This window comes from Streptomyces sp. NPDC058401 (assembly GCF_042722885.1).
Taxonomy (GTDB): domain Bacteria; phylum Actinomycetota; class Actinomycetes; order Streptomycetales; family Streptomycetaceae; genus Streptomyces.
On sequence record NZ_JBHXKA010000041.1, the window covers coordinates 33,565 to 48,091 of the forward strand.

The following is a 14,527-nucleotide window of genomic DNA, read 5'->3' on the forward strand; positions in this document are numbered from 1 at the left end:
GTACCCCCGCGCTACCGCTCCAGCGGGGCGATCCCGTCCCCGGCCGGGGACACCCGGCGGCCCGCGTGGTCGAAGACGTACAGCTGCGCGAGATCGACCAGCAGCGGGATCTGGGCCCCGACCCGGACCCGGACGTGCGGTCCCGTACGCACCACGAGGTCGCTGCGCACCGCCCCCAGCCGTTCCGGAGCCGGGCCCGCGCCGCCGCCGCGGGGGGATTCCGGCGGGGCGTCCAGGACCGCCACCGACCCGGAGCGCCGGTCCACCGACCCGGACAGCCGGTCCGCGGCCCGGTCCCTGAGCCGGCCCAGGCCGCTGCGCTGCCGCCTGAGGCTGCGCCCGGGGGCGGCCGCCGGGTGCCGGGCCGACTCCAGCTCCGCCACCACGGCGGGGCGCGAGCCGGTGTCCACGTGGACCAGCGCCTCGTGGCCCTGGTACTCGACGTGCTCGACGATGCCGGTCATCGCCACCTCGCCCGGCCGCGCCTGGCTCGGCGGGGCGATCCGGACCGCCTCCGAGCGCAGACCGACGATGACCGGACGGCCCTGCTGGATCCGGAGCAACTGGTGGTCGACGCTGAGGGGTTGGGGAAGGGCGAGCCGTTGCCGGCCCAGATCGATCCACATGCCCGCGTCCAGCGGCGCGTGGACGACGGCCTGGAGCAGGCTGATGCGCGGGGTCCCGATGAAGGCCGCGACGAACACGTTCGCCGGCACGGCGTAGGTGTCCCGAGGCGAGCTGACCTGCTGGAGGACGCCGCCCCGCATGACCGCCACACGGTCACCGAGGGACATGGCCTCGGACTGGTCGTGCGTGACGTAGACCGTGGTGACCCCCAACTCGGCTGTCATGCGGGCGATTTCGGCCCTGAGATGGCCGCGCAGCTTCGAGTCCAGGCTGGAGAGCGGCTCGTCCATCAGGAATACCGACGGCCGCCGGGAGATGGCCCGGCCCATCGCCACCCGCTGCCGCTCGCCGCCGGAGAGCTGTCCGGGGAAGCGGTCGAGGAGGTCCTCGATGCCGAGCATCCGGGCCGTGGCCTCCACCTGCGGTTCGTGGTCCCCGCGGGGGTCGCGCAGTTTCAGCGGGAAACCGATGTTGGCGCGGCCCGTCATGTTCGGGTACAGCGCGAAGCTCTGGAACACCATCGCGATGTCCCGTTGGCTCGGCGGCATGTGGTTGGCGTACTCCCCGTCGAGGAACAGCGCGCCCTCGGTGATGTCCTCCAGTCCCGCGATCATCCGCAGCACGGTGGACTTGCCGCAGCCCGAAGGGCCCAGCAGAACCAGGAACTCGCCCGGCTCGACGGTGAGGGAGACGCGCTCCACGGCAAGGGAGTTGCGCCCGTATCTCTTGCTGACATCGCGCAGCGCGATGGAACGACTCATAGCGATCCGCCCGGAGCTGGGATTGGGGAGTGGGAGGGGGGTGGGGGAGTTGAGGTCAGAAGCTAGCCCAGGGCACCCCGCTAGGGAACTGCTCTGCACAACATCGGACGGAATCGGGTCCCCGGCGCCCTCACCGGGGACGCGCGGTACCCCGGCCGGGGAAACGCGGTCTCCTCGCAGGGGAGTTGACCGCCGCCGTTCCTTGACCCCGGCCGTGACCGCCCGCTAGGTTCCCGCCCTGGGAGAGCGCTCTCCTCTCGGACGGTTCACCGACCGGACGGCTCACCGACCGGAGGACGCGCGCGATGAAGCGGACACTGACCCACGAGCAGATCGCGCGCGCGATCGCGCACGCGCGCGGGCCGGACACCAGGGTGACCGGCAGCCGGGAACTGGCGGGCGGCACCTTCAACTCCGTCCACCTGCTCACCCTGGACCGGGGCGCGGGAAGGGAGTCGGCCGTGCTCAAGGTCGGGCCGCCCGCGGGCACCCCCCTCATGACCTACGAGCACGCCCTGATGCGCACCGAAGCGGAGTTCTACCGGCGCGCCTCCGCGGTCCCCGGCCTTCCGGTGCCCCGGGTCCTGGCGACCGGCTCCGACCGGACCGCGATCGACGGCGACCACCTCCTGATGACCCGCCTGGAGGGCGAACCCTGGGCGCGGCTGCGCCCCGGGATCGGCGCCGAGGACCAGGCCCGGCTGCGCGCCGGCCTCGGGCGCCTCGTCCGCGGACTCCACCGGGTACGGGGTTCCTCGTTCGGTTACCCGTACGCGGATCCGCCGGCCGGGGCCGCCGGGAGCTGGCGGACCGCCTTCGAGGCCATGCTGGCCGACGTCTGCGCGGACGCCCGCCGGTACCGGGCCCCGCTGCCCGTCGACCCCGACGAGGTGCTCGGCCTCGTCCGCGCCCGGGGCCGGCTCCTCGACCAGGTGAAGACCCCCTCGCTGGTCCACTTCGACCTGTGGGAGGGCAACATCCTGCTCGCCGAGCGGGAGGGGCGCCTGGAGATCACCGGAATCCTCGACGGCGAACGGTCCTTCTGGGGCGATCCGCTCGCCGACCTGGTGTCCACCGCGCTCTTCGGGGACATCACCCGGGACCCGGCCTTCCTGTCCGGCTACCGCTCCTCCCCGCTCACGGCCGACGAACGGCTGCGGATCGCGATGTACCGCACCTACCTGGCCCTGATCGTCCTCGTCGAAGGAGTCCCCCGCGGCTACGATCCGCAGGCGCGGGCGCCCCTCACCGCCTGGGCCGCCGCCGACCTGGAGGCCGCACTGGACCTCCTGCGGCACGGCGCCGGGCAGCGGGCCGCGGCGGTCCCGCCGCTCAGAGCGCCACTGCCACGGCGGCGGTGAAGCCCGGGGGGACGGCCACGTTCGTCAGGGACCAGCCCGGCAGGCTGCTCGCCGGGGTGTGGCCGGTACCCACGTAGTCGAGGGCGAGGCCCCGGCCGAGCCCGATGCCCAGGCCCTTGAGGTACGCCTCCTTGCGCACCCAGACACGGCCGAGGGCCGCCGGCCGTTCGTCCGGGTCCAGGGCCGCCAGCTCCGCGGACTCCCTGGGGTGCAGCTGCCCGGCGAGCTCGTTCACGGCGGCCGCCGGGAGCAGGGCCTCCACATCGGCTCCCACCGGCTTGGGGCCCAGAGCGACCAGCGCGAGCCGGTCGCTGTGCGAGAGGGAGAAGTGGACGGGCCCGTCCCCGGACACCGGCCGTCCGTGGGGGCCGCCGCAGGAGGGGCACGGTGCACGGGTGATCCGTACCCGGCCCGGCGCGAGGTCCAGCCGGGACCCGAGCAGCACACGCAGCGCCACGTGGGAGGCGACGTAGCGGCGCCGGTCCTGCTCGCGCTTGAACCCGGCCGCCCGCCGGTGCTCGTCCTGGTCCAGGACCTCCGGGGCCAGCCGGGCCGCCGCGCCGTCCCGGTCGTCGGTGTCGATCAGCCACACGGCCATCGACGCGGCCGGCAGCTCTTGAGCGGCGGACGGGAACTGCGAACCGATCGTGAGGACATGGGGCTCGAGCACGATCGATCGTTCTCCTCGGTACTGCGCCGGCTGTCGGCGGGTTTCGTATCAGTGTGCCGCGTTCTTCACGAGCATGGCGATCATCGCCTCGTCCGCCGCCGTCAGCCGGGTCAGGGCCCAGGAGGTCGGCCACATGGAACCCTCGTCGAGGTGTGCCTGATCGCTGAAGCCGAGCGTCGCATAGCGCGCCTTGAACTTCTCCGCGCTCTGGAAGAAGCAGACCACCTTGCCGTCCCGGGCGTACGCGGGCATCCCGTACCAGAGCTTCGGTGCGAGGCCGGGCGCGCTCTCCTTGACGATCGTGTGGATCCGCTCGGCCATGACCCGGTCGGCGTCCTGCATTTCGGCGATCTTCGCGACCACGGAGGCCTCCTCCTCCGCCGCCTTGTCGGCGCGGGACCCGCGCCGCGCCGACGCCTTCAGCTCCTTCGCGTGCTCCTTCATCGCGGCACGTTCCTCCTCGGTGAACCCCTCGAACGTGCCGGACGCCGGGGTGGTCGTGCTCTTCGCGGGCTTGCGGGTGTTCGTCATGGCGGGCTTCCTCAGGGGGAGTCGGGGTGATGGGCCGGACCGTCGGACGGGCAAGGAGGGTGCTGCGCTCCCCTCTATCCCCACGCGCCGGCGATCTGGCGGGTGGTGGCGTTGAGCCGGTTGAACAGGTTGGTGACACCGATCATCAGGACGAGCGCGGCGAGCTGCTTCTCGTCGTAGTAGGTGGCGGCCGTGTCCCAGACCTCGTCGCTCACCGCGTCGGGACGGTCGGCCAGCCGGGTCGCGGCCTCGGCCAGCAGCAGGGCCGCCCGCTCCTCCTCGGTGAAGTAGGGGGCCTCGCGCCAGGCGGCGACCGTGGCCAGCCGCTCCTCGCTCACCCCGGACTTGCGGGCCGCCTTGGCGCCGCTGTCGACGCAGGAGCTGCACCCGTTGATCTGGCTCACCCGCAGGTGGACCAGTTCCAGGGTCTGCGCGTCCACTCCGCCGGAGTGCACGGCCTTGAAGATCTCCTGGATGGGCTGCATCGCGCCGGACAGGACGACGGCGGGGTTCTGCATGCGGGACTGCATCTCGGTGTGCTCCTCTGCTGGTGTCCGGACCGCCGGGCTTCCGGCTTTCCGTTCCCCCCCTCGGGGTGTGACTCCATAACAGCCGCAGCGGGTCGCCGCGGCGATGGCGGTGGGACACCCTGGGACAGGCGGAACATCCTTGACCAGCGCAGATGCGGCCCGGGATAATTCCGGCGCGGCGGGACAGGCATACAGGGGGAACCGTGGACAGGGAACGGCGGACGGCCGGGGCCGACCCGCAGGACGAGCTGGCCGCACGGCTGCGGCAGCTCCAGGAGCTCTCAGGACTCGGCGTACGGGCCCTCGCGCGGGACACGGGACTGAGCTCCTCCTCGCTCTCGCGCTACCTCAGCGGCCAGACGGCGCCGCCCTGGCCGGCGGTGGTCGCCCTCTGCAAGCTGGTCACACGCGATCCGCGCCCGCTGCGCCCCCTCTGGGAGCTCGGGGCCGCCAACCCGCTGCCGGCGCCCCCGAAGGCGAGCCGCCAGGTCCAGCCGAAGCCCCGTAACGATCTGCCGCGCGACGTACCGGACTTCACCGGACGCGAGACCCAACTCGCCGCCGTACTGGCCGCGGTGGACAGCCACCGGGGCGTCGCCGTGGACGGCATGGCGGGCGTGGGCAAGACCTGCCTGGCGGTGCACGCCGCGCACCGGCTCGCCGCCGCCTACCCGGACGCCCAGCTCTACGTGGACCTGCACGGCTTCACCGAGGGCCGCGACCCGCTCGATCCCGACTCGGCGCTGCGGATGCTGCTCGGTGCGCTCGGCGTGCCGTCCGAGCGGGTCCCGCAGGAGGGCCTGGAGCAGCTGGCGGCCTGCTGGCGCGCGGAACTGGCGGACCGGCGCGCCCTCCTGGTCGTCGACAACGCGGCCGACGCGGAACAGGTCCGCCCGCTGCTGCCCGGCGCCGGTGACTCCGTCGTCCTGATCACGAGCCGCAACCGGCTGCTCGGCCTGGACGAAGTGCCCCCGGTGTCGCTCGACGTGCTCAGCCCGGGGGAGAGCGCCGAGCTGCTCGCCCGGGCCAGCGGGGACCCGGGCGGCCCCGAAGGCCGGCTGGCCCGTGAACCGGAGTCCGCCGCCGAGGTGCTGCGGCTGTGCGGACACCTGCCGCTGGCCCTGCGGCTTGCCGCGGCCCGGCTGCGGCACCGGCCGGGCTGGACGGTGGGCATCCTCGTGGAGCGGCTGGCGGAGGGCGCGAGCGAGTTCGACACGGCGTTCGCCATGTCCGTACGCCAACTGGACCGCGCCCAGGCCCGGTTGTTCCGGATGCTGGGCCTGCTCCCCGGCGGCTCCTTTGACGCCTACGCGGCCGCGGCCCTGGCCGACGTACCGCTGCGCGCGGCCCGGGAGATGCTGGAGGACCTGGTCGACGCGCACCTGGTCCAGCAGCCGACGGCGGGCCGCTACCGGCTGCACGACCTGGTGCACCAGCACGCGCGCGGCGCCTGCGCCCGGGAGGACTCCCAGGCCGAGCGGGACCGGGCACTGGGCCGCTTCCTCGACTACTTCGTGCACGCCGCGGCCGCGGCCGACGCCGCGATGCCGGTGCTTTCGCCGGGCCGGCCGCCCGCCGCGGGCCGTCCCCCGGCCGAACTGCCGCGGTTCGCCGACAAGCACGCGGCCTGCGCCTGGCTCGTCTCGGAGTACGAGACGATGATCGCCGCGTTCGAGACGGCGGTCGCCGTCGGGGCGGACGCGCACGTGTGCGAGCTGCCGCACTTCCTGCGCGCGTACTTCGCCCGCCGCTGCGGCACCACCCACCTCAACCACCTCTTCGAGCGCTCGCTCGCCGCCGCCGAACGCCTGGGAGATCCGCTGCGGCTGGCCGAGGCCTACAGCGACCTGGGCTTCGCGCGCTACAACGCGGGCCGCCTGGCCGAGGCCGACGCCGCGTACGAGGAGGCCGGACTACGCGTCGCACAGGCGGGGGACGCCCGCTCGGAAGCCGAACTGGCCCTGCGCCGCGGCTATCTGAGCTGGGACCGGGGCAATGCCGAGGAGCCCCTCGCACTCTTCCGGCTGGCCGGGAAGCTGTACGGGGAGGCCGGCCTCCCCGCGGGCGCGGCCCACGCGGCCGCCGCCGAGGCCTGGGCGCTGCTCCAGCTGGGCGACCGCGAGGGGGCGGCGCGACGGGCCCGGGAGGTCCTGGACGTGTCCCACCCCGACCCGGCGTGGCCGCCCACCCTGACGGCCCGCATCACCCTCGGCGTGGCCATCGCCGCGGAGGCGCCCGAGGAGGCGTCGGAGCACCTGCACCGGGCGCTGGCCCTGGCCCGCGAGGACGGGCACGTGAACAACGAGGCGTGGTCCCTCAACTGCCTGGGCGTGGGGCTGCGCCGGATGGGCCGGTACGAGGAGGCCCTGGCCAGCCACCGGGAGGCGTTCGCGCTGCTGGACGAGCTGTTCGAGGAGCACTGGAAGGTGCGCTTCCTGGGCGCCTACGCCGAGACCTGCCGGCTCGCGGGACGGCCCGAGGAGGCCCTGCGCCTGCACCGGCAGACCCTGGAGCTGGCCCCCGGGCTCGGGTACCGGCACGAGGAGGCGCTGGCCCACGAGGGGATCGCGGTCCTGCTGGACGACACGGACCCGGAGGAGGCCGCCGGGCACCGCGCGGCGGGCCTCTCGCTCCTGGAGCACCTCGGCGCCGGGGCGCGCTGAGCGCGACGCCCCGGGGCCGGCCCCGGCGGGGTCACGGGGTCTCGGGCCCCCAGCCGTTGGGGCAGGGGGCCGGGGCCTGCGCGTTCTGCGGGGCGGGGCCGTAGGCGTAGGCCACGAAGTCCTTCAGCTCCGGGCCCCAGTAGGGCCACGCGTGGTCGCCCGCGCCGCGGCAGTAGTGGTGGGTGACCGCGCGGTCCTTCAGGTCCTGGTGGAGCGCCTCGGCCATCGCGCCGATCTCCTTCTCGCCCGTACCGCCCGTGCCGCCCGCGTACAGGGCCAGCCTCCCGCCGTACGGGGCGTACTTGCCGTCGAGCGCCAGGTTGACCGGGTTCTGCCCGGGCCAGGTGCTCGGCGGGCCGAAGACCGTCGCCATCCGGTACGGGGTGTCCCCGGTCACCCGGAACTTCCCGTCGAACAGGCCCGTCCACAGGATCGAAGCCCCCACCTGCCAGGTGGAGTTGGCGATGATGCTCTGCGCGCCCGGGTCGTAGATGTCGGTTCCGGGCGAGAAGGCGCCGACGGCGGAGAACAGCTCCGGGTGGCGGCCGGCGTAGCGCAGGGCCCCGTAACCGCCCATCGAGACGCCCGCCACCGCCCGCCCGGAGGCCGCGCGCACGGTGTTGAAATTGGCGTCGATCCACGGGACCAGCTGCTGCACGTGGAAGGTCTCCCACTGCGGGGCGAAGAACCCGTCCGTGTGCCCGGGCCAGTCGCTGTACCAGCCGGCCTTGCCGCCCTCCGGCATCACGACGATGCCCTTGAAGGCCGAGTCCTTCAGGTTCGCGGTGACGTTGCCCTCGTCGGTCTTCGACCACTGCTCCACGTCGCCCGAGCCGCCGTGCAGCAGGTACAGCACGGGGTAGGGGTGCGCCGGGTCCCGCTGGTAGTCCTCCGGCAGCAGGACCCGTACCCGTACCGGCACCTGGACCGGATCGATCGAGGGGGCGCCGCCGTGCGCGGCGAAGACCGCGGCGGTGGTCACGGAGGCGTCACCCATGCGTTCGCTCTGTCCCGCGGCCACCGACCAGCTCCGCAGGGTCAGCCCGGCGGCGTTCGGCGCGGGCAGCGAGGGCAGGACGGACGCGGCGCCCACGGGGGCCGGGGGCGCGCCGACCACGAGCACGGCCGCGGCGGTGGCGGCGGTCGCGAGCAGGGCCGCGGAGCGCCGCAGGGGGAGACGGCGGGGGAGGAAGCGGCGTGAGGGGAGGGGCAAGGAGGCGGGGCGGCGCATGCAGGGCTCCCAGACGGTGGTGTGGGGGAGGGCGAGGGGCCGGTCCCGGCCGGTGTAGCACGGGCGGCCGGAGCCCACCAGGAGGTGGCCGGGGTTCCGGTCCTGGGGCCGGTCCTGGGCCCGGCCCTGGTTCCGTTCCTGGGTCCGGTCCGCGCCGCCCGCCCGGCGGTGCGTTCATCCGCGGTCCACCCGGGGTCCGGCCGCCCGCCGGGTCCGGCAGTGGGGTTTGTCAGCCGGGCGTGCTTTGCTGGAGGCATGATCGATGAATTCCTCGCCCGGAACCTGTCCGACGTCGACGAAGCCGTGCGCAAGGCGGCGGCGGTCGAGATCATGCCGAGGTTCCGCCGGCTCGCCGACCACGAGGTGGACCAGAAGAGCGGCCCGCACGACCTGGTGACCGACGCCGACCGCAAGGCCGAGGAGTACCTCACGGCGGCCCTGACCCGGCTGCTGCCCGGCTCGGCCGTGGTGGGCGAGGAGGCCGTGCACGCGGACCCCGGGGTGTACGGGGCACTGCGCGGCGACGCCCCGGTGTGGATCGTGGACCCGGTCGACGGGACCCGGCAGTTCGTGCACGGGGAGCCGGAGTTCTGCACCCTGGTCGCCCTCGCGCACCGCGGGGAGCTCCTCGCCTCCTGGACCTTCGCCCCGGCGCTGGAGGAGATGACCACCGCCGTGCGCGGACAGGGCGCGTACGTCAACGGCGAGCGGATCCTGAGCGGTTCGCCGGATCCCGGCGCCGAGCTGCGGGTCGCGACCGCCCACCCGCTCTACACCACCGAGGAGGAGCGGCGCGTCCTGGCGCGCCTCGACGTGCCCGGGGTGGCCTCCCGCGCCTGCGGTTCGGCGGGCCTGGAGTACCTGAAGGTGGCCCGGGGGGAGATGGACGGCCTGGCCTTCAACTGGCCCTCGGCCTGGGACCACGCGGCCGGGCTGCTGCTGGTCGCCGAGGCGGGCGGCTCCCAGAGCACCGTCGACGGGGTCCCGTTCCGGGTGGACCGGGACAACGCGCTGCCCTTCGCGGTCGGCCGGGACGAGGCCACGGCCGTACGGATCCGGGAGCTGCTGCGGGGCGAGTGACACGACGGCGGGCTCCGGCCGGGCACTCCGGCCGGTCCCGACGCTCCTCCCAGAGCGAACGGAGTCGGCGCGCATCGCGGAGCCGCCTATGGACAGGCGCAATACCCTGGGGGCGGTGGCGCCGCCGGACGAAGGAGTCGCAAGTGCCGTCGATCCTCGATGCGGTCGTGGTGGGGGCCGGGCCCAACGGGCTGACGGCCGCCGTGGAACTGGCCCGGCGCGGCTACTCGGTGGCCGTGTTCGAAGCCGCGGACACCGTCGGCGGCGGGGCCCGGACCGAGGAGCTCACCCTCCCCGGCTTCCGGCACGACCCCTGCTCGGCGGTGCACCCGCTCGGCGCCGGCTCCCCGGTCTTCTCCACGATGCCCCTCAAGCGGTACGGGCTGGAGTGGCTGCACGCCCCGCTGCCCATGGCGCACCCCTTCGACGACGGCACGGCGGCCGTGCTCTCCCGATCCGTCGCGGAGACGGCCGCCTCCTTCGGGCCCCGCGACGCGGGCACGTACCGGCGCCTGGTGGAGCCCTTCCTCGGCAAGTGGGACACCCTGGCCCGGGACTTCATGTCGCTGCCGGACACCGCACTGCCCCGTGACCCGCTCACCCTCGCCCGCTTCGGGCTGGCCGGGCTGCCGCCCTCCACCTGGCTGCTGAGCCGCTTCCGCGACGACCGCGCCCGGGCCCTGTTCGCGGGGCTCGTCGCGCACGTCATCGCCCCGCTCGGCGGGATCGGGACCAGCGCCGTCGGCCTGGTCTTCGCGCTGGCCGCGCACGCGAACGGCTGGCCGATGCCGCGCGGCGGCTCGCAGTCGATCTCCGACGCCCTCGCCGGGTACCTGCGCGACCTCGGCGGGACCATCCACACCGGCTTCGAGGTCAAGCGGCTCGACGACCTGCCGCCGGCCCGGGCGTACGTCTTCGACACCTCCCCGACCGCGCTGGCCCGCATCGCCCGCCTCGGCCGGGTCTACGACGGCTACCGCTACGGCGCCTCCGTGTTCAAGCTGGACTACGCCCTGGACGGCCCCGTCCCCTGGACCGCCGAGGAGCCGCGCCGGGCCGGCACCGTACAGATCGGCCCGCGCACCCGCGACATCGACGCGGCCCTGCAACTGGCCTCCAGTGGGCGGGTCCCGCGCACCCCCTTCCTCATCGCCGCCCAGCCCAGCCTGGTCGACCCCGGCCGGGCGCCCGAGGGCAAGCACACCTTCTGGGTGTACGGGCACGTCCCGGCGGGCTGGGACGGCGACCTCACCGAAGCCGTCGAGCGCCAACTGGAGCGCTTCGCACCCGGGTTCCGCGACCTGGTGCTCGCCCGCGCCACGGCCGGCCCGCCGCAGCTCGCCGCCCGCAATCCGAACTACGTCGGCGGCGACATCGCCTGCGGAGCGGCCTCCGGCCTCCAGCTCCTGCTGCGCCCCAAGCTCACCCTGTCCCCGTACAACACGGCCCACCCGGCCGTGTTCCTGTGCTCCTCGGCCACCCCGCCCGGACCCGGGGTGCACGGAATGTCGGGCCACAACGCCGCCAAGGCCGTCTGGCGCCACCTGCGCGCGAAGGCCTAGGGAGCTCCGGGGCGGCGCCGCGCGCTACCCGAAGGCAGCCTTGTGGGGGCCGATCGAGGGGTCGAGTTCGTGGAGCATCTTCCGGGCGTCCTCCAGGATCCCGGCGGTGCACAGGACCCGCCAGTCCGCGTAGCCGGGGGACTGCCCCAGCGCGGTCCGCAGGAAGCGGGTCTCGGTCTCGCCGAGCAGCTCCGCGAGGCGGTCCCGCACCTCGGGCGCCGGGGCCTCCTCCCGTACGTGTACGCCTGCCAGGTCGCCCAGCATCGCGGCGAACGCGGCCAGTACCCCGTCCAGCCCGGCCGGGGCCTCGGCCCGCAGGGGCAGCAGGGATTCCTCGTGCTGCGCCCAGTGCAGGGCGGGCGGGCGGCCTTCGCGGAAGGTCAGGTTGTACAGCCCGCGGGTGATCCCCCGGACCTGGTGGCCGACGTGGTCGAGGCACTGGGTCGCTTCGGCGAGCCGGTCCAGGCGGGGCCGCGCGAGCCGGCCGCGGGGCCGCCAGCGGATCGCGTCCTCGGCCTCGCGGACGGCCTGGCGCACCGTGTCGAGCTCCTTGGACAGGGAGCGGGCCCGCCGGACCCAGTCCCCGGTGCGCGCCGCCCAGTCGTCCTCGGCCAGGCCCCGGGCGATCTCGGCGAGCAGGGCGGCCATCTCCCGGTTCAGACGGGCCAGTTCCTCACCGGCCCGGCGGGTGAAGCCGGGGGCGGGCAGCGCGAGGCCGACGCACGTGCCGACGAGCACGCCGACGACGTTGTCCTCCAGCCGGGAGGCTCCGTACCCGAAGGTGGCGGCGGCGCCCATCACGAGCACGGCGGTGAGCGCGATCTGGTGCATCTGCGAGCCGAGGTTCATCGCGCGTCCCGCGTACATGCCGACCAGCACCACGAGGACGACGCTCACCGTGTTCGTGCCGATCGACGCGGTGGCCGCCACGCCGAGCAGGAAGCCGAACAGGATGCCCGCCGCCCGCTGCAGGCTCTTGCGCGCCGTGGCGAAGGGCGTGGCCTGCGTGGCGAGGATGGCGCCGACGGGGGCGAGCGAGGCCGCATCGGAGTGCAGCAGGGCGGAGGCGATCCACCAGGAGAGTCCCGCCGAGACCGCGGCGCGCAGGACCATGCTTCCGTCGCCGAAACCGGCGGTCATCCGGGACCGCAGGCCCGCTGCTCCCACCACGCTGCCGGGTACCTTCATTTTCGGGACCTTACGTCAGGAATCGTCATGAAAGGCGGCGCGCGGCTCAGGCCGTCGCGGTTGCCGTGGCGGTTGCCGTGGCCGTGGTCGCCTCCGGTGCGACGCTCCGTGCGGTGACGGCCGTACGCCGGGACCGGGCCCAGAAGGCGAGGGTCGCGGCCAGCAGCAGGGCGGCCGTGGCGTCCTGGCCCCAGGCCCCCTGCTCCGTGAGCAGCACGGCCCCCGCGGCGACGAGCCCCGCCGCGGGCAGGGTGAGCACCCAGGACACGAGCATGGACCGCAGGGTCGCCCGGCTCAGGACCCCGCCGGGGGTGGCGAGCCCGGCCCCGGCGACGCTCCCGGTGACGGCGTGCGTGGTGGACACTGCGAAGCCCAGGTGCGAGGTGGTCAGCAGCACGGCCGCCGCGCTCGTCTGGGCCACGCAGCCCTGCCGCGGGCCGAGCCGGGTCAGGCCCGTGCCGAGCGTGCGGATGATGCGCCAGCCGCCCGTGTAGGTGCCCAGGGCCATCGTGAGCCCCGCGGCCGCGATGACCCACAGCGGGGGAGCGGACCCGGCCGGCAGGGAACCCGCCGTGACCAGCGTCAGCGTGATCACACCCATGGTCTTCTGCCCGTCGCCGGTGCCGTGCGCCAGGGACACGAGGGCCGCCGCGAGCACCTGCCCGGCACGGGCCCCGCGGCCCGCCCCGCTCCCCGTTCCGCGTTCCACGCCGTCACCGCCGCGCTCCGGACCGCTCAGCCGGCCCGCCGTCCGAGTGGCCGCGTACGCCACGAGTCCGCCGATCAGCGGGGACAGCGCGGCCGGGACGAGGATCTTGCCGACCACGGCCATTCCGTTGACCCCCTGGAGGCCCACCGAGGCCACGGTGGCCCCGATCAGCCCGCCCACGAGGGCGTGCGAGGAACTGCTGGGAATTCCGAGCAGCCAGGTCGTCAGATTCCACAGCACGGCCCCCGCGAGGGCGGCGAGGATGACCGGCGGACGTATTCCGGCGTGCTCGTCGATGATGCCCCCGGAGATCGTTTTGGCAACCGCCACCGAAACGAACGCACCGGCCAGATTGCACACCGCGGACATGGCCACGGCGACCTTGGGGCGCAAGGCACCGGTGGCGATCGCGGTGGCCACCGCGTTCGCGGTGTCGTGGAACCCGTTGGTGAAGTCGAACAGCAGGGCCACGGCGACGGTGACCGCGATGAGCGTCGTGGAGGAGTCCATGAGTGCGTGCCTCTGCGCGTCTCTGCGAGTGGAGTGGGACGTCAGAACGATAGGCGCGCAGAAGGGGCCGAATCGGCTTCCCCGGTGAACGGAAAACGAATAAGGCGGCGTTAAGTATAGGGCGATAAAAATGCCGGGAAAATCCGTAAAGGATCCTGCCGCGAATTCCCTGTGCGGCCGCGGGAGAAGGGGGCTCCCGGCCTTATGGCCCACGGAGTCCGGGCCTTTCTTCCTTTTCTTCGGCATCAGGTAAATCGGTGTCCGATGCAATATTGCCCGGCTGTCCAGGCCGTCGGGCCGGGGCTAGACGTACTGGATCAACGTGCCCGCCGGGCTGATCGCCGTGGCCGCCGGGCGCTGCTCCCGCGCACCCGCGACCGGGCTCCCGTACGGGGGCCCGACCGGGCCGGAGCCCTGTGGCTCGCCGCCGCCACGGCTGCCCTGCCGGCGGCCCTCGGCTCCCTGTCGGGGCTGCACGCGTCGCCCCGGACCGGGCCGGCCGCCTGCGGGGTGGCCCTCGGCGCCACCGCGGGCCTCGTCCGGCGGGAGTGGCGCGCCCCGCACGACTCCGCGCTGTCGAGGCCCCCCGGGATCCGGGGCGGGCTCGCGGCGGCCGGCCCTGTGCGGATACCCCGTCCTGTTCGGCCCGCTGGTCCTGGTCCCCGTACTCCTCCTCGGGTCCGGGCACGGCGTGCTCCTCGCCGGAACGGCCCTCACCGCCCTGCCCGCCGGATCGCGCTCGGCGCGGTGGGCGGCGACCGGGCCCTGCCCGCCGCCGTCACCGACCGGGCGCGCCGCCTGTATGGACCGGCGCTGACCGGCTGCGCCTTGCTCCTCTGGCGCCCGCGCCGCTCGCCCGCGCCCTCGACCTGTCCGCCCTCGTGACGCGGGGGTGCCGAAGGACGCCCCGGGCACCGGCGGCAGCCTGATCGGCATGGCCCGCGGGCTGGGCACAGCGATCGGCATCGTCCTCGTCACTCCGGCCCTGCACACGGGCGGCGGCGGCCGGCTCGCGGTGCTGATCCTGCCGGCCGTGGCCGTGGCGGGCTCCCGGAGCGGAGCGGGAGCCGCCCCCGCCGCGGCGGAGCGCGAGTAGCGTGGACG

Annotated in this window: 13 protein-coding genes; 5 read left to right on the plus strand and 8 right to left on the minus strand. The window is 74.5% G+C overall.

Features of this window, described 5'->3' with window-relative positions:
• Positions 1 to 11 precede the first annotated feature (11 nt).
• Positions 12 to 1,388, minus strand: a complete 1,377-nt coding sequence (locus ACFWNV_RS17565) for an ABC transporter ATP-binding protein (protein ID WP_383947253.1) — start codon at positions 1,386 to 1,388, stop codon at positions 12 to 14.
• Positions 1,389 to 1,693: 305 nt separating this feature from the next.
• On the opposite strand from ACFWNV_RS17565, the gene ACFWNV_RS17570 reads away from it, so the two are divergent.
• A complete protein-coding gene (locus ACFWNV_RS17570; RefSeq protein WP_383947256.1) occupies positions 1,694 to 2,749 on the plus strand; it encodes a phosphotransferase family protein in 1,056 nt (351 codons plus the stop codon).
• On the opposite strand, the gene ACFWNV_RS17575 is transcribed toward ACFWNV_RS17570, so the two are convergent.
• The 3 genes from ACFWNV_RS17575 to ACFWNV_RS17585 all read right to left on the minus strand — a co-directional run bounded on the left by ACFWNV_RS17575 (position 2,721) and on the right by ACFWNV_RS17585 (position 4,480).
• A complete protein-coding gene (locus ACFWNV_RS17575; RefSeq protein ID WP_383947259.1) occupies positions 2,721 to 3,419 on the minus strand; it encodes a 4'-phosphopantetheinyl transferase family protein in 699 nt (232 codons plus the stop codon). The genes ACFWNV_RS17570 and ACFWNV_RS17575 overlap by 29 nt on opposite strands.
• A 48-nt stretch (positions 3,420 to 3,467) precedes the next feature.
• A complete protein-coding gene (locus tag ACFWNV_RS17580; protein WP_383947262.1) occupies positions 3,468 to 3,950 on the minus strand; it encodes an iron chaperone in 483 nt (160 codons plus the stop codon).
• A gap of 74 nt (positions 3,951 to 4,024) precedes the next feature.
• Positions 4,025 to 4,480: a carboxymuconolactone decarboxylase family protein gene (locus ACFWNV_RS17585; protein WP_383947265.1), complete on the minus strand. Its 456-nt coding sequence runs from the start codon at positions 4,478 to 4,480 to the stop codon at positions 4,025 to 4,027.
• 203 nt (positions 4,481 to 4,683) lie between these two features.
• On the opposite strand from ACFWNV_RS17585, the gene ACFWNV_RS17590 reads away from it, so the two are divergent.
• On the plus strand, positions 4,684 to 7,143 hold the full coding sequence (locus ACFWNV_RS17590; protein ID WP_383947268.1) for an ATP-binding protein: 2,460 nt from the start codon (positions 4,684 to 4,686) through the stop codon (positions 7,141 to 7,143).
• Positions 7,144 to 7,174: 31 nt separating this feature from the next.
• Here ACFWNV_RS17590 and ACFWNV_RS17595 read toward each other — a convergent pair whose 3' ends face one another.
• Complete coding sequence (locus ACFWNV_RS17595; protein ID WP_383947271.1) at positions 7,175 to 8,374, minus strand: alpha/beta hydrolase; 1,200 nt, start codon at positions 8,372 to 8,374, stop codon at positions 7,175 to 7,177.
• A 255-nt stretch (positions 8,375 to 8,629) separates the two neighbouring features.
• On the opposite strand from ACFWNV_RS17595, the gene ACFWNV_RS17600 reads away from it, so the two are divergent.
• Complete coding sequence (locus tag ACFWNV_RS17600; protein ID WP_383947274.1) at positions 8,630 to 9,454, plus strand: inositol monophosphatase family protein; 825 nt, start codon at positions 8,630 to 8,632, stop codon at positions 9,452 to 9,454.
• A gap of 143 nt (positions 9,455 to 9,597) precedes the next feature.
• Positions 9,598 to 11,016 (plus strand): phytoene desaturase family protein, encoded by a 1,419-nt coding sequence (locus tag ACFWNV_RS17605; RefSeq protein ID WP_383947276.1) that lies wholly within the window; start codon positions 9,598 to 9,600, stop codon positions 11,014 to 11,016.
• Between the two features lie 24 nt (positions 11,017 to 11,040).
• On the opposite strand, the gene ACFWNV_RS17610 is transcribed toward ACFWNV_RS17605, so the two are convergent.
• The 3 genes from ACFWNV_RS17610 to ACFWNV_RS17620 all read right to left on the minus strand — a co-directional run bounded on the left by ACFWNV_RS17610 (position 11,041) and on the right by ACFWNV_RS17620 (position 13,900).
• Positions 11,041 to 12,204: an aromatic acid exporter family protein gene (locus ACFWNV_RS17610; RefSeq protein WP_383947279.1), complete on the minus strand. Its 1,164-nt coding sequence runs from the start codon at positions 12,202 to 12,204 to the stop codon at positions 11,041 to 11,043.
• 46 nt (positions 12,205 to 12,250) lie between these two features.
• Positions 12,251 to 13,423 (minus strand): anion permease, encoded by a 1,173-nt coding sequence (locus ACFWNV_RS17615; protein WP_383947283.1) that lies wholly within the window; start codon positions 13,421 to 13,423, stop codon positions 12,251 to 12,253.
• Between the two features lie 303 nt (positions 13,424 to 13,726).
• Complete coding sequence (locus tag ACFWNV_RS17620; protein WP_383947285.1) at positions 13,727 to 13,900, minus strand: hypothetical protein; 174 nt, start codon at positions 13,898 to 13,900, stop codon at positions 13,727 to 13,729.
• Positions 13,901 to 14,315: 415 nt separating this feature from the next.
• Between ACFWNV_RS17620 and ACFWNV_RS17625 the strand changes: the two genes are divergently transcribed.
• Positions 14,316 to 14,519: a hypothetical protein gene (locus ACFWNV_RS17625; RefSeq protein ID WP_383947289.1), complete on the plus strand. Its 204-nt coding sequence runs from the start codon at positions 14,316 to 14,318 to the stop codon at positions 14,517 to 14,519.
• The last annotated feature ends 8 nt before the right edge of the window (positions 14,520 to 14,527 follow it).

Excerpts from the sequence above, each read along its gene's own strand:
- ACFWNV_RS17565 (WP_383947253.1), bottom strand. The coding sequence starts at position 1,388 with ATGAGTCGTTCCATCGCGCTGCGCGATGTCAGCAAGAGATACGGGCGC.
- ACFWNV_RS17570 (WP_383947256.1), top strand. The coding sequence starts at position 1,694 with ATGAAGCGGACACTGACCCACGAGCAGATCGCGCGCGCGATCGCGCAC.
- ACFWNV_RS17580 (WP_383947262.1), bottom strand. The coding sequence starts at position 3,950 with ATGACGAACACCCGCAAGCCCGCGAAGAGCACGACCACCCCGGCGTCC.
- ACFWNV_RS17585 (WP_383947265.1), bottom strand. The coding sequence starts at position 4,480 with ATGCAGTCCCGCATGCAGAACCCCGCCGTCGTCCTGTCCGGCGCGATG.
- ACFWNV_RS17595 (WP_383947271.1), bottom strand. The coding sequence starts at position 8,374 with ATGCGCCGCCCCGCCTCCTTGCCCCTCCCCTCACGCCGCTTCCTCCCC.
- ACFWNV_RS17600 (WP_383947274.1), top strand. The coding sequence starts at position 8,630 with ATGATCGATGAATTCCTCGCCCGGAACCTGTCCGACGTCGACGAAGCC.
- ACFWNV_RS17610 (WP_383947279.1), bottom strand. The coding sequence starts at position 12,204 with ATGAAGGTACCCGGCAGCGTGGTGGGAGCAGCGGGCCTGCGGTCCCGG.
- ACFWNV_RS17615 (WP_383947283.1), bottom strand. The coding sequence starts at position 13,423 with ATGGACTCCTCCACGACGCTCATCGCGGTCACCGTCGCCGTGGCCCTG.